Source organism: Halomonas elongata DSM 2581 (genome assembly GCF_000196875.2).
In the GTDB taxonomy this organism is placed as follows: domain Bacteria; phylum Pseudomonadota; class Gammaproteobacteria; order Pseudomonadales; family Halomonadaceae; genus Halomonas; species Halomonas elongata.
In genome coordinates, this window is the sequence record NC_014532.2 from 2860893 (window position 1) to 2878368 (window position 17476).

General features: G+C 63.4%; 19 protein-coding genes. 5 read left to right on the plus strand and 14 right to left on the minus strand.

The window, feature by feature from the left end; genetic code table 11:
* Positions 1–34: 34 nt before the first annotated feature.
* The 3 genes from HELO_RS13345 to HELO_RS13355 form a co-directional block, all read right to left on the minus strand.
* On the minus strand, positions 35–499 hold the full coding sequence (locus HELO_RS13345; RefSeq protein ID WP_013333181.1) for a PaaI family thioesterase: 465 nt from the start codon (positions 497–499) through the stop codon (positions 35–37).
* On the minus strand, positions 492–986 hold the full coding sequence (locus HELO_RS13350) for a PaaI family thioesterase (protein WP_013333182.1): 495 nt from the start codon (positions 984–986) through the stop codon (positions 492–494). The genes HELO_RS13345 and HELO_RS13350 overlap by 8 nt, the downstream gene beginning before the upstream one ends.
* A gap of 65 nt (positions 987–1051) precedes the next feature.
* The gene (locus tag HELO_RS13355) at positions 1052–1381 is read right to left on the minus strand and encodes a YkvA family protein (RefSeq protein WP_013333183.1); all 330 of its coding nucleotides are present in this window, start codon (positions 1379–1381) and stop codon (positions 1052–1054) included.
* 145 nt (positions 1382–1526) lie between these two features.
* On the opposite strand from HELO_RS13355, the gene HELO_RS13360 reads away from it, so the two are divergent.
* The gene (locus HELO_RS13360) at positions 1527–3473 is read left to right on the plus strand and encodes a transglycosylase SLT domain-containing protein (RefSeq protein ID WP_109637491.1); all 1947 of its coding nucleotides are present in this window, start codon (positions 1527–1529) and stop codon (positions 3471–3473) included.
* 175 nt (positions 3474–3648) lie between these two features.
* Here HELO_RS13360 and HELO_RS13365 read toward each other — a convergent pair whose 3' ends face one another.
* On the minus strand, positions 3649–4293 hold the full coding sequence (locus HELO_RS13365; protein ID WP_013333185.1) for a LysE family translocator: 645 nt from the start codon (positions 4291–4293) through the stop codon (positions 3649–3651).
* Positions 4294–4302: 9 nt separating this feature from the next.
* Positions 4303–4728, minus strand: a complete 426-nt coding sequence (locus tag HELO_RS13370; protein WP_013333186.1) for a TM2 domain-containing protein — start codon at positions 4726–4728, stop codon at positions 4303–4305.
* A 302-nt stretch (positions 4729–5030) separates the two neighbouring features.
* Between HELO_RS13370 and HELO_RS13375 the strand changes: the two genes are divergently transcribed.
* Positions 5031–5237 carry a cold-shock protein gene (locus tag HELO_RS13375; RefSeq protein ID WP_013333187.1) on the plus strand — a complete coding sequence of 69 codons (207 nt, stop codon included), beginning with the start codon at positions 5031–5033 and terminating at the stop codon, positions 5235–5237.
* Positions 5238–5333: 96 nt separating this feature from the next.
* Here the strand turns inward: HELO_RS13375 and HELO_RS13380 are convergent, their stop codons facing one another.
* The 3 genes from HELO_RS13380 to yegS form a co-directional block, all read right to left on the minus strand.
* Positions 5334–6056, minus strand: coding sequence for a hypothetical protein (locus HELO_RS13380; protein WP_013333188.1), 723 nt, complete (start codon positions 6054–6056; stop codon positions 5334–5336).
* A gap of 101 nt (positions 6057–6157) precedes the next feature.
* Entirely contained in the window at positions 6158–6586 is a 429-nt protein-coding gene (locus HELO_RS13385; protein ID WP_013333189.1) for a VOC family protein, read from the minus strand.
* 34 nt (positions 6587–6620) lie between these two features.
* Positions 6621–7559, minus strand: a complete 939-nt coding sequence (gene yegS / locus HELO_RS13390; protein ID WP_013333190.1) for a lipid kinase YegS — start codon at positions 7557–7559, stop codon at positions 6621–6623.
* A gap of 140 nt (positions 7560–7699) precedes the next feature.
* On the opposite strand from yegS, the gene HELO_RS13395 reads away from it, so the two are divergent.
* Both HELO_RS13395 and HELO_RS13400 read left to right on the plus strand, forming a co-directional pair.
* A complete protein-coding gene (locus HELO_RS13395; protein WP_013333191.1) occupies positions 7700–9298 on the plus strand; it encodes a cation:proton antiporter family protein in 1599 nt (532 codons plus the stop codon).
* A 69-nt stretch (positions 9299–9367) separates the two neighbouring features.
* Positions 9368–9655, plus strand: coding sequence for a hypothetical protein (locus tag HELO_RS13400; protein WP_041602143.1), 288 nt, complete (start codon positions 9368–9370; stop codon positions 9653–9655).
* A gap of 115 nt (positions 9656–9770) precedes the next feature.
* Here HELO_RS13400 and pepN read toward each other — a convergent pair whose 3' ends face one another.
* The 3 genes from pepN to HELO_RS13415 form a co-directional block, all read right to left on the minus strand.
* Positions 9771–12401 carry an aminopeptidase N gene (gene pepN, locus HELO_RS13405; RefSeq protein WP_013333193.1) on the minus strand — a complete coding sequence of 877 codons (2631 nt, stop codon included), beginning with the start codon at positions 12399–12401 and terminating at the stop codon, positions 9771–9773.
* A gap of 83 nt (positions 12402–12484) precedes the next feature.
* Positions 12485–12862, minus strand: a complete 378-nt coding sequence (locus tag HELO_RS13410) for a YbaN family protein (protein WP_013333194.1) — start codon at positions 12860–12862, stop codon at positions 12485–12487.
* Positions 12863–12978: 116 nt separating this feature from the next.
* Positions 12979–13527 carry a GNAT family N-acetyltransferase gene (locus HELO_RS13415; protein ID WP_232519599.1) on the minus strand — a complete coding sequence of 183 codons (549 nt, stop codon included), beginning with the start codon at positions 13525–13527 and terminating at the stop codon, positions 12979–12981.
* Between the two features lie 97 nt (positions 13528–13624).
* Between HELO_RS13415 and cobO the strand changes: the two genes are divergently transcribed.
* On the plus strand, positions 13625–14224 hold the full coding sequence (cobO, locus tag HELO_RS13420) for a cob(I)yrinic acid a,c-diamide adenosyltransferase (RefSeq protein ID WP_013333196.1): 600 nt from the start codon (positions 13625–13627) through the stop codon (positions 14222–14224).
* Between the two features lie 4 nt (positions 14225–14228).
* Here the strand turns inward: cobO and HELO_RS13425 are convergent, their stop codons facing one another.
* The 3 genes from HELO_RS13425 to HELO_RS13435 all read right to left on the minus strand — a co-directional run bounded on the left by HELO_RS13425 (position 14229) and on the right by HELO_RS13435 (position 17396).
* Positions 14229–14951 carry a 3'-5' exonuclease gene (locus HELO_RS13425; protein ID WP_013333197.1) on the minus strand — a complete coding sequence of 241 codons (723 nt, stop codon included), beginning with the start codon at positions 14949–14951 and terminating at the stop codon, positions 14229–14231.
* Positions 14952–16859 carry a DUF294 nucleotidyltransferase-like domain-containing protein gene (locus HELO_RS13430; protein ID WP_041602144.1) on the minus strand — a complete coding sequence of 636 codons (1908 nt, stop codon included), beginning with the start codon at positions 16857–16859 and terminating at the stop codon, positions 14952–14954.
* Positions 16860–17006: 147 nt separating this feature from the next.
* A complete protein-coding gene (locus HELO_RS13435; protein ID WP_013333199.1) occupies positions 17007–17396 on the minus strand; it encodes a DUF4168 domain-containing protein in 390 nt (129 codons plus the stop codon).
* Between the last annotated feature and the right edge of the window lie 80 nt (positions 17397–17476).

The following is a 17476-nucleotide window of genomic DNA, read 5'->3' on the forward strand; positions in this document are numbered from 1 at the left end:
AACTGTCGTCGATATGGGGCTTGCCGAGTGTTTTTCAAGCGTCTGGCGTCGTCACCCCGCCCAATGCGAAATGCAGCCGCGCAGTGGCAACCGGGGCACTCTCTTCTTCCTGCCAGGCCCAGACCCGCACATTGGCCATGCGACGCCCCTCGCGCAGCAGCTCGCAACGCGCCAGTGTCGGCACCACCCTGGCCGTGCGCAGATAATCGATCGAGACATCGACGACACGCGGCAGGCGTGGCTCGCGTACTGCCAGCATCAAATCCAGGGTCGCGGCGGTTTCCATGAAGGCTGCGACCACACCGCCATGCAGGGCTGGCAACAGCACGTTGCCGATGTTGTCCTCGCACGGCGCCAGACGAAACAGCAAACCGTCGCCATCCGTTGCGTTCTCGACCGACACGCCGATACGGCGGGCATAGGGAATCCGTGCCAGCCAGGCCGCCACATCGCCCCGTTGCCGGGTACGCGCCAGCCACTCGATATCCTGGTCATTCATGGTCGTGCTCCGCCGCGAACAGGGCCTGCTTGAATCCCGGAGGCGTATTGCGCGCCCCGAGCCGCATGAAATTGGCGATACCCCGCGCTACCGGCCGCTCGGCGCATTGCCACAGCCGCCCCTCGGTGAACACCACCGAGGCGGTGACCGAGACCACACGGGCCTCGACATGCAGATCCCGACCTGCCACACCGGGGCGATAATGGTCGACTCGCAGGTCGAGGGTCGGACACACCTCCGGCTCGGGCAATGCCGGCAGTACCGCCGAGCCGCAGGCCGTATCCAGCAGCATGGTCGCCACACCGCCATGCAGCAGGCCACGCGTCGAGTCGCCTAGCAGATCGTCATCCCAGGGCAGGCGCAGCAACACCCTTTCGGGGCCCGCCTCGAGCACCGTCAGGCCGAACCCTCGCGTGTGGGGAATCACCGTGACGAAACGTGTGATGGCACGCCGCCAGGCGGCGGCGTCGGGAGTATCGGAAGACATGGTTGACCCGTAGCAAACGAACGTTTGATCAAAACTAGCGCATCACGCTCCCGCCTGCCAATGCATCATACCCGCTCGACATTCTCACCTTCCCTCCAGAGCCGATACTCTTCGAGCGCGCGGTCGACCTTCGTCAGCAGCCAGCCGACCACGACCACATCGTCGGCCAGGCCCAGCAGCATCACGAAATCAGGAATCAAATCCAGCGGTGACACCAGATAGGCCAGCGCCAGCAGCATCCATCCCATAGCCGACCAGGGCACGGGGCGGTAGCGGCCACGCACCACGTCGACTAGCATCGGAGCGAACAGCGTCAGGGCTCGTCGCATCCGCCCCAAGACTCGGGAGCGGTGCCTCAAGCGCTGGAACAGCGACAATCCTTTGAATCGAGCCATCATGATCTCCTGAGACGCAGCACACTGCCAGACGATAGGATATCCTCACCGGGACGCCCCGGTCTTGTCGACGACATCGACCCAGAGCCAAATCGTCTGTTTCATTCACCCTCGGCTCATGCCGGCGAACCAACGAGAGACCCCGATGCTCCGGACCCCGTCCTTCGCCTCCTGGAAAGCCTTGCTGACCACCGCCCTGCTGTGGCTGCCGATGGCCGCTTCGGCCGATGACCGTGCCATGCACGACGCCCTCCAGGCGGCACGCGACCAGCGCTGGCACGCCATCGACCAGGCCGCCATCGAACACCACGTGCTGGCCGGCTACGTCGATTATCATCGCCTCAAGGCGCGCCTCCCCGCGGCCAGTCCCGAGCGCGTGCTGCACTTCATCGATGCGCACGCGGACTCGCCACTGGCGGGCTGGATGCGTGGCCAGGCCATCTCGGCCTACGGTGAAGCCGGACGCTACGGCGATCTCCTCGCGGTGGCCGATGGCGTGCCCGGCAGTACCGAACGTCAATGTCACTATTATACCGCCCTGCTGGGCAGTGCACCCGCGAAGGCGGCGCAAGGCGGACGCGAACTATGGCACGAAGGCCGCTCCCAGCCGGACGCCTGCGATCCGCTGTTCGATACGCTGCGCGCCCGCGGCGATATCGGCTCCCTGGAAATCTGGGAGCGCATGATGCTGGCCTGGCGCAACGGAGAAACGGGGCTCGCCAAGTATCTGGGCCGCATGCTCGGTCCCGACTGGGGCGACGGCAAGGCCGCCATGGGTCGCCTGCAGGCCGACTACTCGGCCATCACCACGATTCCCACCTGCATCGGCCCCGGTTGCCAAGGCAGTGGCGCGCTGTTCGAGGCCGCCATGCACGGTTTCACGCGGGCCGATACCGAGGCCGCCCTGGAAGCCTGGCGCAAGATATCGCCGCACCTGTCGATCGACACAGCCCATCGCCACTCGATCGAACACGACCTGGTCTTCTACTCGCTGGTTCGCGATATCCGCCAGAACCGAGCCTGGGTGGATGACGCCATACCACGTCTGGCCGACGACGACCTGCTCGTATTGCGTACTCGGGTCGCGCTGGCAGACCGTGACTGGCACAGCGTGATCGGCTGGATCGACAGGATGACAGCGGAGCAGCGCGACAAGGCGCGCTGGCAGTACTGGCTGGGTCGCGCCCACGAACAGCTCGGCGACGACGCCACGGCCCGCTCCGCCTATTCGCGCGCCGCCACCGAGCGCGATTTCTATGGTTTCGCCGCCGCCGACCGCCTGGGCCAGCCCTATGCCCTCGACATGGCTCCCACCCAGGTCGATCCGGCAGTGCGCCAGCGCGTCGCCGACTGGCCGGCAGTACGCCGCACCGAGGCCCTGCTGCGCATCGATGAACCCGGCCTGGCCAACAGCGAATGGTTCGCCGCCGCCGCACGCGCCTCGACCGAGGAAGCTCGCGCCCTGGCCGACTACGCACAACGCCGCGGCTGGCATGCACGCCTGGTGCAGACCACCATCGCCGCCAAGTTGTGGGACTCGCTGCCGTGGCGGTTCCCCGAAGCCTATCGTGCCGATTTCATGCGCTGGGGAGAGCGCACCGGCGTCGACCCTTATCTACTGATGGGCATTGCCCGCCGCGAGAGCGCCTACAATCCAGAGGCCCTGTCGCCGGCCGGCGCCCGAGGCCTGATGCAGCTGATGCCGGGCACCGCCGCCACCGTCAGTCGCAAGCTGGGCCTGTCGGACCCCGGCCCTTACGGCGTGCTCGACCCGGCTCTCAACATCCGCCTGGGCAGCGCCTACATCGACGAGATGCTCGACCGCTACCGCGGCAATCGCCTGGCCGCCACGGCGGCCTACAACGCCGGTCCACACCGTGTCGACCGCTGGCTGCGCGATGCCCCTCAGGCCTTCGACCTCTTCGTCGAGAGCATCCCGTTCCGCGAGACCCGACATTATGTCCAGGCCGTGATGACCTACCGGGTGATCTTTGAAAGCCTCGCACGGGGCGGAGACACGCGCGGCGTCGCCCTGCTGACTCCCGCGGAACGACAAGGGCAGTATGACGGATCGCTGCTGGCGAGGAATTGAGAGAAAGAAGGAAGAAGGAAGAAGGAAGAAGGAAGAAGGAAGAAGGAAGAAGACAGGCTAGTCCCGGGGATGGGAGGTCAAGGTTTACTCTTCTCTCTTAAAGGCCCGGGGCGCCGCTCTTCCTTCTTCCAACGGCACAGCCGCGTTCTTCACACTCCCGGCGAAGCCGGGGGCGTCAGCCGGGGGTTCGCGTCAAGGCAAGCTTGACGCCGAACCCGATCAACACGCCGCCGGTCACTCCGTTCAACCAGCGCGAGAAGGCGGGGCTCGCCAGCCAGCGACTGGCACTGCCCACCATCAACACCACGCCGATCTGCCACAGGTTGGCGACGATGAAGTGGACGCCCGCCAGCCACAGCGACTTGACGAGCGCGGGGTCGCCCGGCGAGATGAACTGCGGCAGGAAGGCCATGTAAAAGACCACCGTCTTGGGATTGAGGACGTTGGACAGCAGCCCTTCGCGCAGTGGACGCCAGACAGGCACCGCCCGGCTTTCCTCCTCGATACTAGCTACCGGCAACCCCTGGCCTCGCCGTGCCGCCATCAGGCCGTTAAAGCCCAGCCAGATCAGATAGGCCGCCCCCACCAGCTTGAGCACCCCGAACGCCCAGGCCGACTGCAACAGGATCAGCGAAATGCCCAGGGCCGAGACGGTGGCATGCACGAAGAGTCCGCTGCAGATCGCCAGGCTGGTCAGGATGCCGTCCCGAACCCCACCACGGCTGGTATTGCGAATGACCAGCAGGGTATCGACTCCCGGCGTGATGCTGAGCAGGGTGATCGCTACCAGAAAGGGCCAGAACTGAGAGTCGAAGAACATTGCCATGCCTCAGCCGTTGAAGATGCCCCGTTCAGTATGGCGCATGGAGATCTGGTCGTTGAGCGTCCAGAAATCGTACAACACGCCAAGGCCGAGCAGCCCCAGGGTACAGAGATAGAGGATGCCGGTGAGCCACTTGCCCTGATAGAAGCGGTGAACCCCCAGGGCCCCCAGAAAGGTCAGCAACAGCCAGGCCAGGGAGTAATTGATCGGGCCGGCCTGGAAGCGCAGGTCCGCCTGGCGGTCCATGGAGGGGATCAGAAACAGGTCGATCAACCAGCCAATGCCCAGCAGTCCGAAGGTGAAGAACCAGATCGTACCGGTGACCGGCTTGCCATAGTAGAAACGGTGGGCACCGAGAAAGCCGAACAGCCAGAGCAGATAGCCGATCAGCTTGCTGTGTGTGCCTTCCGAGGAAATGTTCGTGTGGTCCATGAGCCTGTCTCTCAATAAGCCTTGCAGTCAGCCCCGGGCCGCTGGACGACCGGGGTCTTTCGATCTACAGTGACCAAGGGTGGAGGTACCAGTCTCCCTGCGCCACTCTGTTGACGCAACCTTGGTGCTGGTGCACCATCCAAGGCGTTGGTCAGCAAGTAGAAAAGTCGTCAGTTGTACGTCGATCCCTTCGATACACCCAGTGCGCACTTCTTTCTTGTCTTGCCCACGCATTTGGGTCACGGCGCGGTAAATGGTCGTCCGACCCAGCATCATCATCTAGTTAGTTAAGGAAATCGACAATGGCAACTGGCACTGTCAAGTGGTTCAACGACACCAAGGGCTATGGCTTCATCTCTCCGGAAGACGGCGGCGATGACCTCTTTGTCCACTTCTCCGAAATTCAGGCTGAAGGCTTCAAGTCTCTGCAGGATGGCCAGAAGGTCTCCTTCGAAGTCACCCAGGGCAAGAAAGGCCTTCAGGCCTCCAACGTCCGGGTCACCGACTGAGGTCTACGACCTCTGATCCGGAGTCGCCGTCATTCGACGCGATCTCTTTGCGAAGGCCCACCCCTCAGGTGGGCCTTTTTCATGCCCCTATCGTCGTCACGGCGACTCTTCCGGCTCCAGGGTCGAATCGCTTATCTCGTCGGGCACCTGACGCTCGGCCTGTTCGAACTGCTGGTCGATTTTCTTGCTGGCCTCCTCGAAGCGCCGTTCCGTTTCCTCCAGGATCGCCTGTACTTCCGGATCGGAACTGCCCTCTTCCAGGGTGGTGGCATCTTCGGGCAGCTCGGACGGTGACTCCAGAGCGGCGTCGAGATCCGTGGATGCCTCGGATTCCGGCGTCGTCGTCGGCTCGGGAATATCCTGTTCGGCTTCCTTGAACTGCTCGTCGACTTTCTTGCTGGCCTCCTCGAAGCGCCGTTCGGTCTCCTCGATGATGGCGTCGACATCGTCGCTGCTGGTCTCGCCCGGCATGGCCTCCGATTCATTCAGGACCTCGCCCTCATCCGGAGGTTCGATGGCCGAAGGCTCATCGGCGATGTCGGCGACTTCGCCCTGCGACGCTGCGGAGTCCGGCTCGGACGCCGATGCATCCGCGGTGTCATCCGCCGTCTGCTGCGAGTCGCCATCCTCGGCATCACGCGCGACCCGTTCGCTCTGTGTCGCGCTTTCCTCCGTGGTGGACGTCTGTGTCTCTTGCTGTTGCGTGTCGGTGCCCTGTGACACACTCTCTTCACTCGATGGGGCGCTCTCGTCATCTCCACACCCGGCAAGCGCCAAGGTGGCAGCCAGTGCGAGCGGTCCCCAGAATTTCATCGCCATCGTTACCTCCCAAGAAACGAAGCGACATTGCACCAGAGCCCCCGAACCATCGCAAGCGGCGTCGCGAAAGCCATGGTCACCAAGCGCCATGTCGCCTGGTGCTATGTCGCGAACAGCTGTCCCTGAATATCCCGGAACGCCTTGAACTCGATGGCATTGCCACTGGGGTCACGGAAGAACATCGTGGCCTGTTCGCCGGGCTCTCCCTGAAAACGCACGCAAGGGGCGATATCGAAGCGGATGCCCGCCGTGGTCAAGCGATCGACCAGGGCCTCCCAATCCTCCATTTCCAGCACCACACCGAAATGTGGCACCGGAACGCCATGCCCATCCACGGGGTTGCGATGATTCTCGACCCCCGCTTCGCCCAGGGCGGGATTTAGGTGGCAGACGAACTGATGACCATAGAGGTTGAAATCGGCCCAGGTGTCGCTGGATCGGCCCTCGTCGCATCCCAGCAGCTCACCATAGAAACGCCGGGCCTCGGCCAGGTCACGCACCTGAACGGCGAGGTGGAAAGGTGTCAGCATGATGGCTCCTCCGTGAATGGCAACATCGCCACCTTCATGATGCCGCGCGGGACCAGGACTCGCCAGCCCCGTTCGAGCGATGAGAGAACAAGGGACAGTCCTCGGGCACCACGAGTTCCAGTGCGCCCGAGTTGATCTCGGCATGGAAGCCAGTACGACTCATGGGCTCACCATCCAGGGTCAATGGCAGATCGTCGGCACCCTCGAAGCTCAGCCAGGGGGTACGGAAGGTCTCGACGAATTCCCCTTTCCGGGGGCGTTCCAGCAGCTCCCGACGCATCGCCAGCATTTCCCGCAGCGAGTTGAAATCGCGTACCAGCAGAATATCCAGCAGACCGTCATCGAGACGAGCCTCGGGCGTCAGTCGCTGGCCGCCACCGGCCTGAGTGCCATTGCCCATGGCCAGCACGAACAGCGAGGCATCGCTCTGCCCTTCCGCCCAACTCAGACGCCCGGCATAGGGGTGATGCTGCCAGGCCTTGAGCGCGCCGATCAGCGAATAGGCGCCGCCACCCAGCAATCGCTTGAGACTCTTGGGCGTGGAGGAGGTTACCTCGGCCCCGAAGCCGCCAGTGGTCATGTTGAGGAAATAGCGATCATCCAGGCGTGCCACGTCGACGGGACGCGACGACAGGTGGAGCGCCGCTTCCAGGGCCGCGCCGGGCATCAACGGCAAGCCCAGCGACGTCGCCAGGTCGTTGGCGCTGCCCAACGGCAGGATGCCCAGTGCCGGGCGCCGCTCCGGCGACAGGCGCATCAGGCCATTGACCACCTCGTTGACGGTGCCATCACCACCGCCGGCGATCACCCGCGACCGGCCGGCATATCCTGCCTGTTCGGCCAGCAGGGCGGCATCTCCCTGCTCCCAGGTCACCAGTACTTCCAGCTCGGCGCCGGCATTCCGGTGGGCGAAGACGGCCTCACGCACCTGGGGCAATTGCGCTACCTGGCCATTGAGAATCAGTCGGATCATGCCCTCCCTGCCTCCTTGAAGACTCCCGGATGCGTCACTCCCGTTTCACGGCGCTGCGATACAGTGCAATGATGAATGCCATTCACTTTACGACTTCCTTACACTATCTGTCTGCATGCCCTCGGTACAGCGGAGCCTTCATGATCGACCCGGCCATCATCATCGCCGCCTTCCTCGGCGGCCTCGTCGCCCTGAGCCTGCATCTGCCTCCTCTGGTAGGCTTCCTGGCCGGTGGCTTCGTGCTCAATTTCCTGGGCGTCGAGCCGTCTCCCCTTCTCGGTGCGCTGGCCGATATAGGCGTGACTCTGCTGCTGTTCACCATCGGCCTAAAGCTGGACATACGCACCCTGTTACGCCGTGATGTGTGGGGCGGCGCCAGCCTGCACATGCTCGTCTCGACACTGACCCTGGTGGCCATCTTCGCGATTCTCAAGGCAGCGGGACTGCCACTGCTGGCCAGTGTCGCCCCGAGCACCCTGCTGCTGCTGGCCTTCGCGCTGTCCTTTTCGAGCACGGTGTTCGTGGTCAAGGTGCTGGAGAAACGCAGCGAGACCCAGGCTGCCTATGGGCGCCTGGCCATCGGGGTGCTGATCATGCAGGACATCTTCGCGGTGGCCTTCCTGACCGTCTCCAGCGGCACCCTGCCCAGCCCCTGGGCGCTGGGACTGGTGCTGCTGATTCCTCTGGCACCGGCGCTGCGCGCCTTGCTCGACCGGCTGGGCCACGGCGAGATGCAGATGCTGTTCGGCATCCTGCTGGCTCTGGTACTGGGCTATGCGCTGTTCGAGGCCGTCGGCATCAAGGGCGACCTCGGCGCGCTGCTCATCGGCTTGCTGCTGTCTCCTCATCCGGCGGGCCAAACGCTGGCACGCTCGATGTTCAGCCTCAAGGAGCTCCTGCTGGTGGGCTTCTTCCTGAGTCTTGGCCTGACGGCACTGCCAAGTTGGGAACAGTTGGGGGTAGCGACGCTGCTGGTCCTGTTGCTGCCCTTGAAAGGCCTCCTCTACCAATTGGTCTTCATGCGCTTTCGCATGCGTCACCGCACCTCCCTGCTGGCGTCGCTGAGCCTGACCAACTATTCGGAATTCGGCTTGATCGTCGGCGCCATCGCCGTCAGTGCCGGCTGGCTGCCCGCCAGGTGGCTGGTGATCCTGTCCCTGGCAGTGGCCATGAGCTTTGCCGCCTCTTCCCTGCTCAATGCCTTCAGCGAGCGGCTCTACCGTCGCCTCGAGCCCCTCCTGCCGGCCATCGATACCGCCGCTCTCACGCCCAGCGATCGCCCCATCGAAGTCGGCGATGCCGAGGCCGTCGTGCTCGGCATGGGGCGTATCGGGCGCAGCGCCTATCGACGCCTGCAGAAGGAATACGGACTCCAGGTACTGGGCATCGACAGCAATCCCAAGAGCGTTGCCCGACTGAGCGAACGAGGCTTCAACATCCTGGAGGGGGACGCCGTGGACTCCGACTTCTGGGACAAGCTGCTGATGTCCCCCGAAGTACGCGTGGTGGTGCTGGCCATGCCGCACCACGCCGGTAACCTGGCGGCGCTGAAGCAACTCCGTCGGCGCCACTTCCCCGGCCACATCACCGCCGTGGTGGAATATCCCGAGGAAATCGAACCGATACGCGAGCTCGGCGCCCATGCCGTCTTCCACGTTTATGACGAAGCAGGCCGGGCACTGGCCGACAGCGCCGCCGAGGAGGCCGGCATCGATTCGAAGATCGGCCAACTCGGCTGAGCCTTGCCCCCGTTGCCCATGAGCCGCGATACTGACGGCCGATTCAGCCCAGCGACGGACGCTTCGCTCATGGAAGATCTCTTCGCCTTCATCAGCAATGCCCTCGGCGAGGGCATTCGCCTGATCGTCGACCTCTTGACCGGCCTTTTCACGCATCTCGACGATGCCGTCGACGGCCTGTTGAACGGCCTGTCCGGCTCGCTCGGCATCTCGCCCTCTTTGCTCAGCCTGGCCATCCTGGTGTTCGGGCTCTGGCTGCTGTGGCGCGGCTTTCGCGCCCTGATGCAACGCGCCATCATCGCCGCTCTACTCTGGTGGTTGGTGGGGTTGCTGGTGCTTGGCTGGCTGATCAACTAGGCACGCGACGCTGGGCATCATGCCCCGTTCGGCGGTTTCCCGATAAAACGAAGGCGCCGCTCCAGCAGGGGCGGCGCCTTTCAGTGACGAACGATCACGAAGGAAGCGCTGGACGTCAGGCCAGGGCTTTCTCGACCACCTCATACACATTCGGCGAGAGATCCTCGGCGCGAATGCGCTCCAGTTCGGCCTTCATCAGTTCCTGACGGGTTTCGTCATAGCGCGCCCAGCGGGTCAGCGGCGTGATCAGGCGCGCGGCGATCTCCGGGTTCAGGCGATTGAGCTTGATGACCACATCGGCCAGCAGCTTGTAGCCCTCGCCGTCGAGACGATGGAAGTTGACCCGGTTCTGGGCGAAGGCGCCGATCAATGCCCGCACCTTGTTGGGATTGGTCAGCGAGAAGGCCGGATGATCCATCAGGAACTTGACCCGCTCCAGGGCATCCTCCTGGGGACGCGAGACCTGGATGCTGAACCACTGGTCCATGACCAGCGGGTCATGCGCCCACTTCTGACCGAAGGCCTTGAGCGCGGGGTCAGCAAGGTCGTCGCGGCTGCTGTGCGTCAGCAGGGTAAGCGCATGACGCACATCGGTCATGTTGTGCTCGGCCTCGAACTGGCGCTGCGCCAGTGCCACGCCCTCTTCGTCCTCGATGCTCATCAGGTAGGACAGCGCCACGTTCTTCAGGCTGCGCGCGGCGATCTGGTCGGGCTCGGGGGCGTAGGGCGAGTCATCGCGGTTGGCCTGGTAGACCGCCAGGAATTCATCGCGCAGGGACCTCGCCAGGGACTGCTTGACGAACTGCCGGGCGGCGTGGATGGCATCCACATCGACCAGCGGCTGCTGTTCGGCGATATAGGCCTCGGAGGGCAAGGTCAGCATCTCCGCCAGCACCGCCTTGTCGTCGGTATCGCTGGTCAACAGGGTCCGGAAGGCATCGACGACGCGATTGTCCATGACCTTCTCGACACCATTGCGATGCGCGGCGATCAGATCGTCGAGCGCCAGCAGCGCCAGACGCTGGCCGGCATCCCAGCGATTGAAGCCATCGCTGTCGTTGGCCAGCAGGAAGGCCAGATCCTCGCGGGAATACGGGAAGTTCAGCTTGACCGGCGCCGAGAATCCGCGCGCCAGCGACGGCACGGGCGCCTCGGCGAGATCGGTGAAGACGAACTCCTGCTCTTCCTCGCGCAGATGGATCACCGCGTCACGACCCAGCGACTCGCCATCCAGGGTCAGCGCCAGGTCGCGGCCGGACTTGGTGCCCACCAGCCCCAGCCGTACCGGGATGTGCAGGGCCTGCTTGTCGGGCTGGCCCGGCGTGGCCGGAGTGCGCTGGCGCAGGATCAACCGATACTCGGCGCGCGCATAGTCGTACTCGCCGTGGGCATCGATTTCCGGCGTGCCGGCCTGGGAGTACCACAGCATGAACTGATCCAGGTCTTGGCCGGAAGCCTCCGCCATGCAGGCCACGAAGTCCTCGATGGTCACCGCCTGGCCATCGAAGCGCGAGAAGTAGAGATCCGAACCGCGCCGGAAGGCCTCCCAGCCCACCAGGTTGCGCAGCATGCGCACGATCTCGGCGCCCTTCTCGTAGATGGTCAGGGTGTAGAAGTTGCCGATCTCGATGTAGTGATCCGGACGCACCGGATGCGCGGTGGGACCGGCATCCTCGGCGAACTGAGCGGTGCGGAAGAAGGAAACGTCCTCGATGCGCTTGACCGGCGCCGAGTTCACGTCGGCGGAAAAACTCTGGTCACGGAAGACGGTGAAGCCTTCCTTGAGCGACAACTGGAACCAGTCACGGCAGGTCACCCGGTTGCCGGACCAGTTGTGGAAATACTCGTGGGCAACGATGCCTTCGACCCGCTGGAAGGCAGCGTCGGTGGCGGTATCCGGGTGGGTCAGCACCGCCGCCGAATTGAAGATGTTGAGCCCCTTGTTCTCCATGGCGCCCATGTTGAAATCGTTGACCGCCACGATCATGAACAGATCGAGGTCGTATTCGCGACCGTAGGTCTCCTCGTCCCAGCGCATGGCGCGCTTGAGCGAGGCCATGGCGTGATCGGTCTTGCCGAGGTTTTCCTTTTCGACCCAGATCTGCAGGGTGACGTCACGACCGCTCATGGTGGTGAAGCGATCCTCGACCTGCTTCAGGTCGCCGGCGACCAGGGCGAACAAGTAGCAGGGCTTGGGATGCGGGTCTTCCCAGGTGACGAAGTGTCGCCCGTTCGGCAGCTCGCCCCGCTCCACCGGATTGCCGTTGGAGAGCAGCACCGGCAGGCTGGCGGCATCGCCGACCACCGTGGTCGAGAAGGTCGCCATGACATCCGGCCGATCCGGGTAGAAGGTGATGCGACGAAAGCCTTCCGCCTCGCACTGGGTACAGAACATGCCGCCGGAGCGATAGAGCCCTTCCAGGGCGGTGTTCTCCTCGGGCGAGATTTCCACCTCGGTGTCCAGCGAAAAGCTCGCTGGCACGTTCTCGATCCGCAGCCCCTGCTCGGTGAGTCGGTACTCGTCCTCGCCCAGCGCCTGGCCATCGATAGCGATGGACTTGAGCGTCAGTTGCTCGCCGTCGAGTTCCAGTGCCTCGCCGGCCTCGCGCTCGGGATGGCGTTCGAGGTGCAATCGCGCCTTGACGCGCGTGGCGGAAGGATCGAGCTCGAAGGTCAGCTCGGTATGGGTGACACGGTAGGCGGGCGGACGATAGTCGCTCAGGTGAATCGCTTGGGGTTTGGACATCGAGGATGGCTCCTGTCGAAAATTGCCATCCATTGTACGGCTCGGCGAGCCCGAACCTCAAAGCGTGATATGCATTGCCCTGTTCAGGATTCCGTGGCCGGCTCCGGCCGCGTCAAAATCCAGACACCCAGCAGCGCCAGCCCTAGGATCAACGACAGCTTGAGCCACACCAGGCTGACGGTGAAAGCCAGCACCACCATCGACATGGCCAGCATGATACCGGCCAGCCACTTGGCATGGCGGGGAATCGCCCGCTCGGCTTCCCAGGCCGTGACCGTGGGGCCGAAACGCGGGTGGCGACGAATCCAGGCGGCGAATCGTGGAGAGCTGCGGGAGGCAAGCCAGACTGCCAGCAGCATGAAACAGGTCGTCGGCATGAGCGGCAGGAAGGCGCCGATCAGCCCCAGCACGAAACAGATACCGGCCAGGGCCATGAAAACGACACGGCGAGCATGTGACATGTGGCGCTCACTCCCTGTGGCGGTAAAGAAGGTGCTTCCCATTGAAGCGCATCGCCGTGTGGACTGCCAATCGGCATCGTCAATGAGGGCGGCAAAGGACGGCTATGACCATTGTTTCATCCGGCCCGGGTCATGGCCAGTTCCTTGATCATCCGCCAGGCGGCACAACCATCCTCATAGTAATCCGTCAGCCAGGCGTCGGGTCTGAATCCTTCGCTGTGATACAGCCCCAGGGCCACCGGATTGTCGACCCGCACTTCCAGTACCAGCCGATCACAGCCGCGCTCCATCGCCGCGGCGGTCAGCCATTGCAGCATCCCCCGCCCTACACCATGCCCCCGGGCTCCGGGGTGCACGCAAAAGGAATAGAGCCTGGCCTGGGTGCTGTTACGCCGCAGCAACAGGGTACCGTAACCCAGCAGATGCCTGGCATCCCCTTCCGCCACCAGGGTCAGGGCATGGGCACGGTGCAGCAGATGGTGGAACTGGCGCCGACTGAAGCGATCGCCATTCAGGGCGATCTGCTCGAGATGGCACAGAGAATGAAGGTCATGGCTCGCGGCGAGACGCAAGTTCGGTGTCATGATGCGGCACCCAGTGGCTCCGACACGATTGTGGCGGGCCACGATGCCCTTGTCAGCCATGCGCACGTGAAGGTTGCTCATGCATTACCTGACCGAGCATGAAGCCATCGACGTTGTCTGCCGGGTCACGTAACCTGCCCGTCACCCTCTACCTCCATGCCAAGCACGGATACCGCGCATGACAGATCGTGACGCCCGCCACCGTCGGGCCATGCAGAAACTCAAGTCCCATGTCGACGAGCGTATTGCCGAGGCCAGCGAACAACGCGGTCAATTGCTGGTCTTCACCGGCAACGGCAAGGGCAAGACCACCGCTGCCTGGGGCACCGTGACCCGCGCGCTCGGCTACGGCTATCGTGTCGGCGTGGTGCAGTTCATCAAGGGCACCTGGGAATGCGGTGAACGCGAGCGCCTCATCGATGATGCCAACCTCGAGGTGGCGATCATGGGGACCGGTTTCACCTGGGAGACCCAGAATCGCGATGCCGACACGCGCGCCTGCCAGACGGTATGGAGCGAAGCGAAGCGCCTGCTCGACGATCCGAACGTCTATCTCGTGGTGCTCGACGAAATCACCTACATGCTCAAGTTCGGTTACCTGGACGTCGACGAGGTCCTGGAAGCCCTGAACGGCCGCCCGGCGGAACAGACGGTGATCGTCACCGGGCGCAACGCCCACCGTCGACTCCTCGAGGTCGCCGACACCATCAGCGAGATGCAGGAAGTGCGCCACGCCTTCAACGCCGGGCTGCAGGCCCGGCGCGGTATCGACTACTGAGGCGTCACGTCCAGAGCTGGCCGATCGGCATCTCCGGCTGATAATGATTGGCGATCTGGGCCTGCAGCAGCTCCGCCGTGGCCAGGGCGTCGGTCAGGGCGTGGTGGCCCTGGTAGAGCGGCAGGCCATAGCGGGTTCGACTGTCATAGAGGCGAATCGAGGCAGGCGGCCGCCCTATCCAGCGCTTGAACCTCGCCAGCCACGACTGGCGATGAAAGCGAGCTTCCACGGCCATGGTATCGATCATGGGAAACATCAGCCCCTCGCCCAGGCGCGCTTTCACCGAATCGTCGAGGAACAGGCGCTCGATGTGTCGATAGTGCACCACCACCAGCCGACCGGCCAGCACCTCCAGCAGGTCGCCGAGGATCTCTCCGAACTCGGGGGCCTGTTCGATATCGGTATGGGTGATGTGGTGAAACGTCACCGACTCGGCATGCAGGGTGCGCTGCGGCCTGACGATCCAGTAACGCCGCTCGCGCAGGGCAATGCGCCCCAGCGTGAAGGGCACCACCCCGATACTGACGATGGCATGACGGCGTGCATCCAGCCCCGTGGTTTCCATGTCCAGGGCCACCATCGGCGTCTCGCCGATCGGCGTATCGGGCCCGGGGATACCGGCGGAGAAGAATTGCGCGAGGCGCGGATCCTTTGCCTTTTCGGCATGCCGCGCCAGATAGGCCGGCCAATCGGGAACCTGAGGTCGACGAGGAACGAGCATCGTCATCTAGCGTGGCCTCGACGACGGCATTGGATAACGGAACTTGAGGAACTTCTGGGCGTGGCTCAACGCCTGGAAGGCCTCCTTGAGATTGTGGCGCTCTCGGCTCGACACGTTCTCCGGCTCGATGTTGTTGTCCGGGGGCTGCTCATGCTCGAGGTCGATGACCTGATGGCGAATGCGTGACATCGACATCAGCTCCAGGGAGTAGCGCAGCCGGTCGCTGACACCAGGCGCCAGCAGCGAGGTCCGATCGATGTCGTCGAGACGATCGAAACTGTTCTGGGAGCGGGAACCACAGGCCAGGGCATGCACCCGGATCAGGTCGACCAGGGGCGCGGTACCGCGACGCTTGAGGTTGATCGAGTTGTTGTGCTTGCCGTCCTTCTCCATCACGAAGGTGCGGAAGAACCCCAGCGGCGGCGTGCGGTTCAGGGCGTTGCGCGCCATGGCCGCCAGAAAGAACGGGCTCTGGGCGGCCTTTTCGGCCACCAGGTCCTGCAGTTGCTCGACCATGACGTTCTCGCCATACACGCTGTCCAGATCGAAGAATATCGAACTGTGCAGCAAGCGTTCGGGGTTCGGCTGCTCGATCCACTCGGTGAAATAGCGCTTCCAGACCGCCAGCGGCTGCCGCCATTGCTCGTTGGTGGCCATGACGTCGCCCTTGCAGTAGGGATAGCCGCAGGCATCCAGGCCATCGCTGACGATACTCGCCATCTCGCGGAAATACTCGTCGTGCTGCTCGGGAACGAAGTCGTCCGACAGGACCAGGGCGTTGTCCTGGTCGGTGACGATTGATTGCTCGTTACGCGCCATGGAGCCCAGAGCCATGAAGCAGTACGGCACCGGCGGCGGTCCGAGCGTTTCCTCGGCCAGCTCCAGCAGGCGGCGGGTGAAACTGCGACCGATGGTCGACAGGGCACTGCCGACCATGCGTGAGTCCGCCCCCTCCTCGACCATCCGCACGAAGGCAGCGCTGACATCCGGTGCCAGACGTGCCAGCCCCTCCACACTGGGCTGGTGAAAGATATTGCTGACCAGATAGAGGCTGCTCTGGGTCTCGTAGCGGATGATATCCGACAGATGCACGATACCCACCGGCCGCCGCCGGTGCATGACCGGCAAGTGATGAATATTGTTGCGCAGCATGCACAACATGGCCTCATGGACCGACTCATCGGACTGGATGGCGATCACCTTGTTGGCGACCACATCCCCCACCGGCGTATCCGGTGGACGTCCTTCGGCCACGACACGGGTACGAAAATCGCTGTCGGTAAGGATGCCCCGCACTTGCCAGGCACGATCCTCGCTGTCGCGAAAGGTATAACGGGGATTGTCGCCGGGCTCGTCCAGAACCAGCACCGCCGATGCCTGGAAGTCACCGATCTGGCGGGCGGCTTCCTGAACCGTGGTGGAAGCTTCGACCATCACCGGATAGCGGGTCAGCAGCTTGCGCACCCGTGTGACGATCATGTCGTTGTTCTTCTTCTGCTGCTCTACCGCACTTTCCATGCGCGGCCGCTGCAGCTCGACGAAATCGGCGAACTCGTCATCGACCTCGCAGAGTCGCTGGAACATCGCTTCGGGGATGAAATAGATCAGAGTATCTTCCATCGCCGTGGCGGGATAACGCACTCGATGGTGGCGCAACAGGCTCAACTGGCCGAAGATATCACCCTCGCCGAGCCGATTGTGAAGCTCCCCACCGCGACGGAACACCTCCACCGCACCACTGCGGATGTAGCACAGCTCGTGCAGCTCCTGGTCCAGAGAGAGAATTTCTTCGCCGGCCTTGAAGTACGCCACCTCGACGCTGTCGACCACCTCATCGAGCATGGCGTCGGACAGTGTCTCGAAAGGCGGGAAACGCCCCATGTGCTGGCGAATCTCCAGCAGTTCCACATCCATGTCCCGACTCCGATCGAGAAAGATTGGCTTCAGTTTGAAAGGCTCGTCATGGGCTGTAAAGCGCCAGCCTTCAACCCTACGAAAATGGGCCACCCGAAGGTGGCCCATTCGCTGGTCCCCGCCGTTGCGGGAAGGAGGTCATGCGGTTCACTGACTCTGGGTCATATCCTGAACCTGCTTCATCAGCTCGGGATCCTGCTGGATCGCCTGACCGATGGAATTGAAGGTCTCCACGTCGAGGCCACTACCTTCGACCGCCTCGACCATCTTGCCGTTGGCTTCCTCGCGGATGGACTGCTGGGCCTCTTCGCCCTCGGCACCCTGCAGCTTCTTGGTGTAATCCTGAGAAATCACGGCGATTTCCTGAGAGGCATCGGCAAACTTCTGCAGCTGCTCATCGGAGAAGTTCTGTGTCTGGGCCTGAGCCTGGGTCTGCGCCTGATCGCTCGCAGTGGTCGACTCCTGAGCCTGGGCAACGCCTGCCATCAACCCGGTGGTAAGTACAGCGGCAGACAGCAAGGTAGTGAATCGTTGCATGAAGATCTCCAGTCATTCATTGGGTGCGTTTTCTGATTGCGCTTCCCTGTGACGCCCATGGGAAGTCCGAGTTCAGCAAA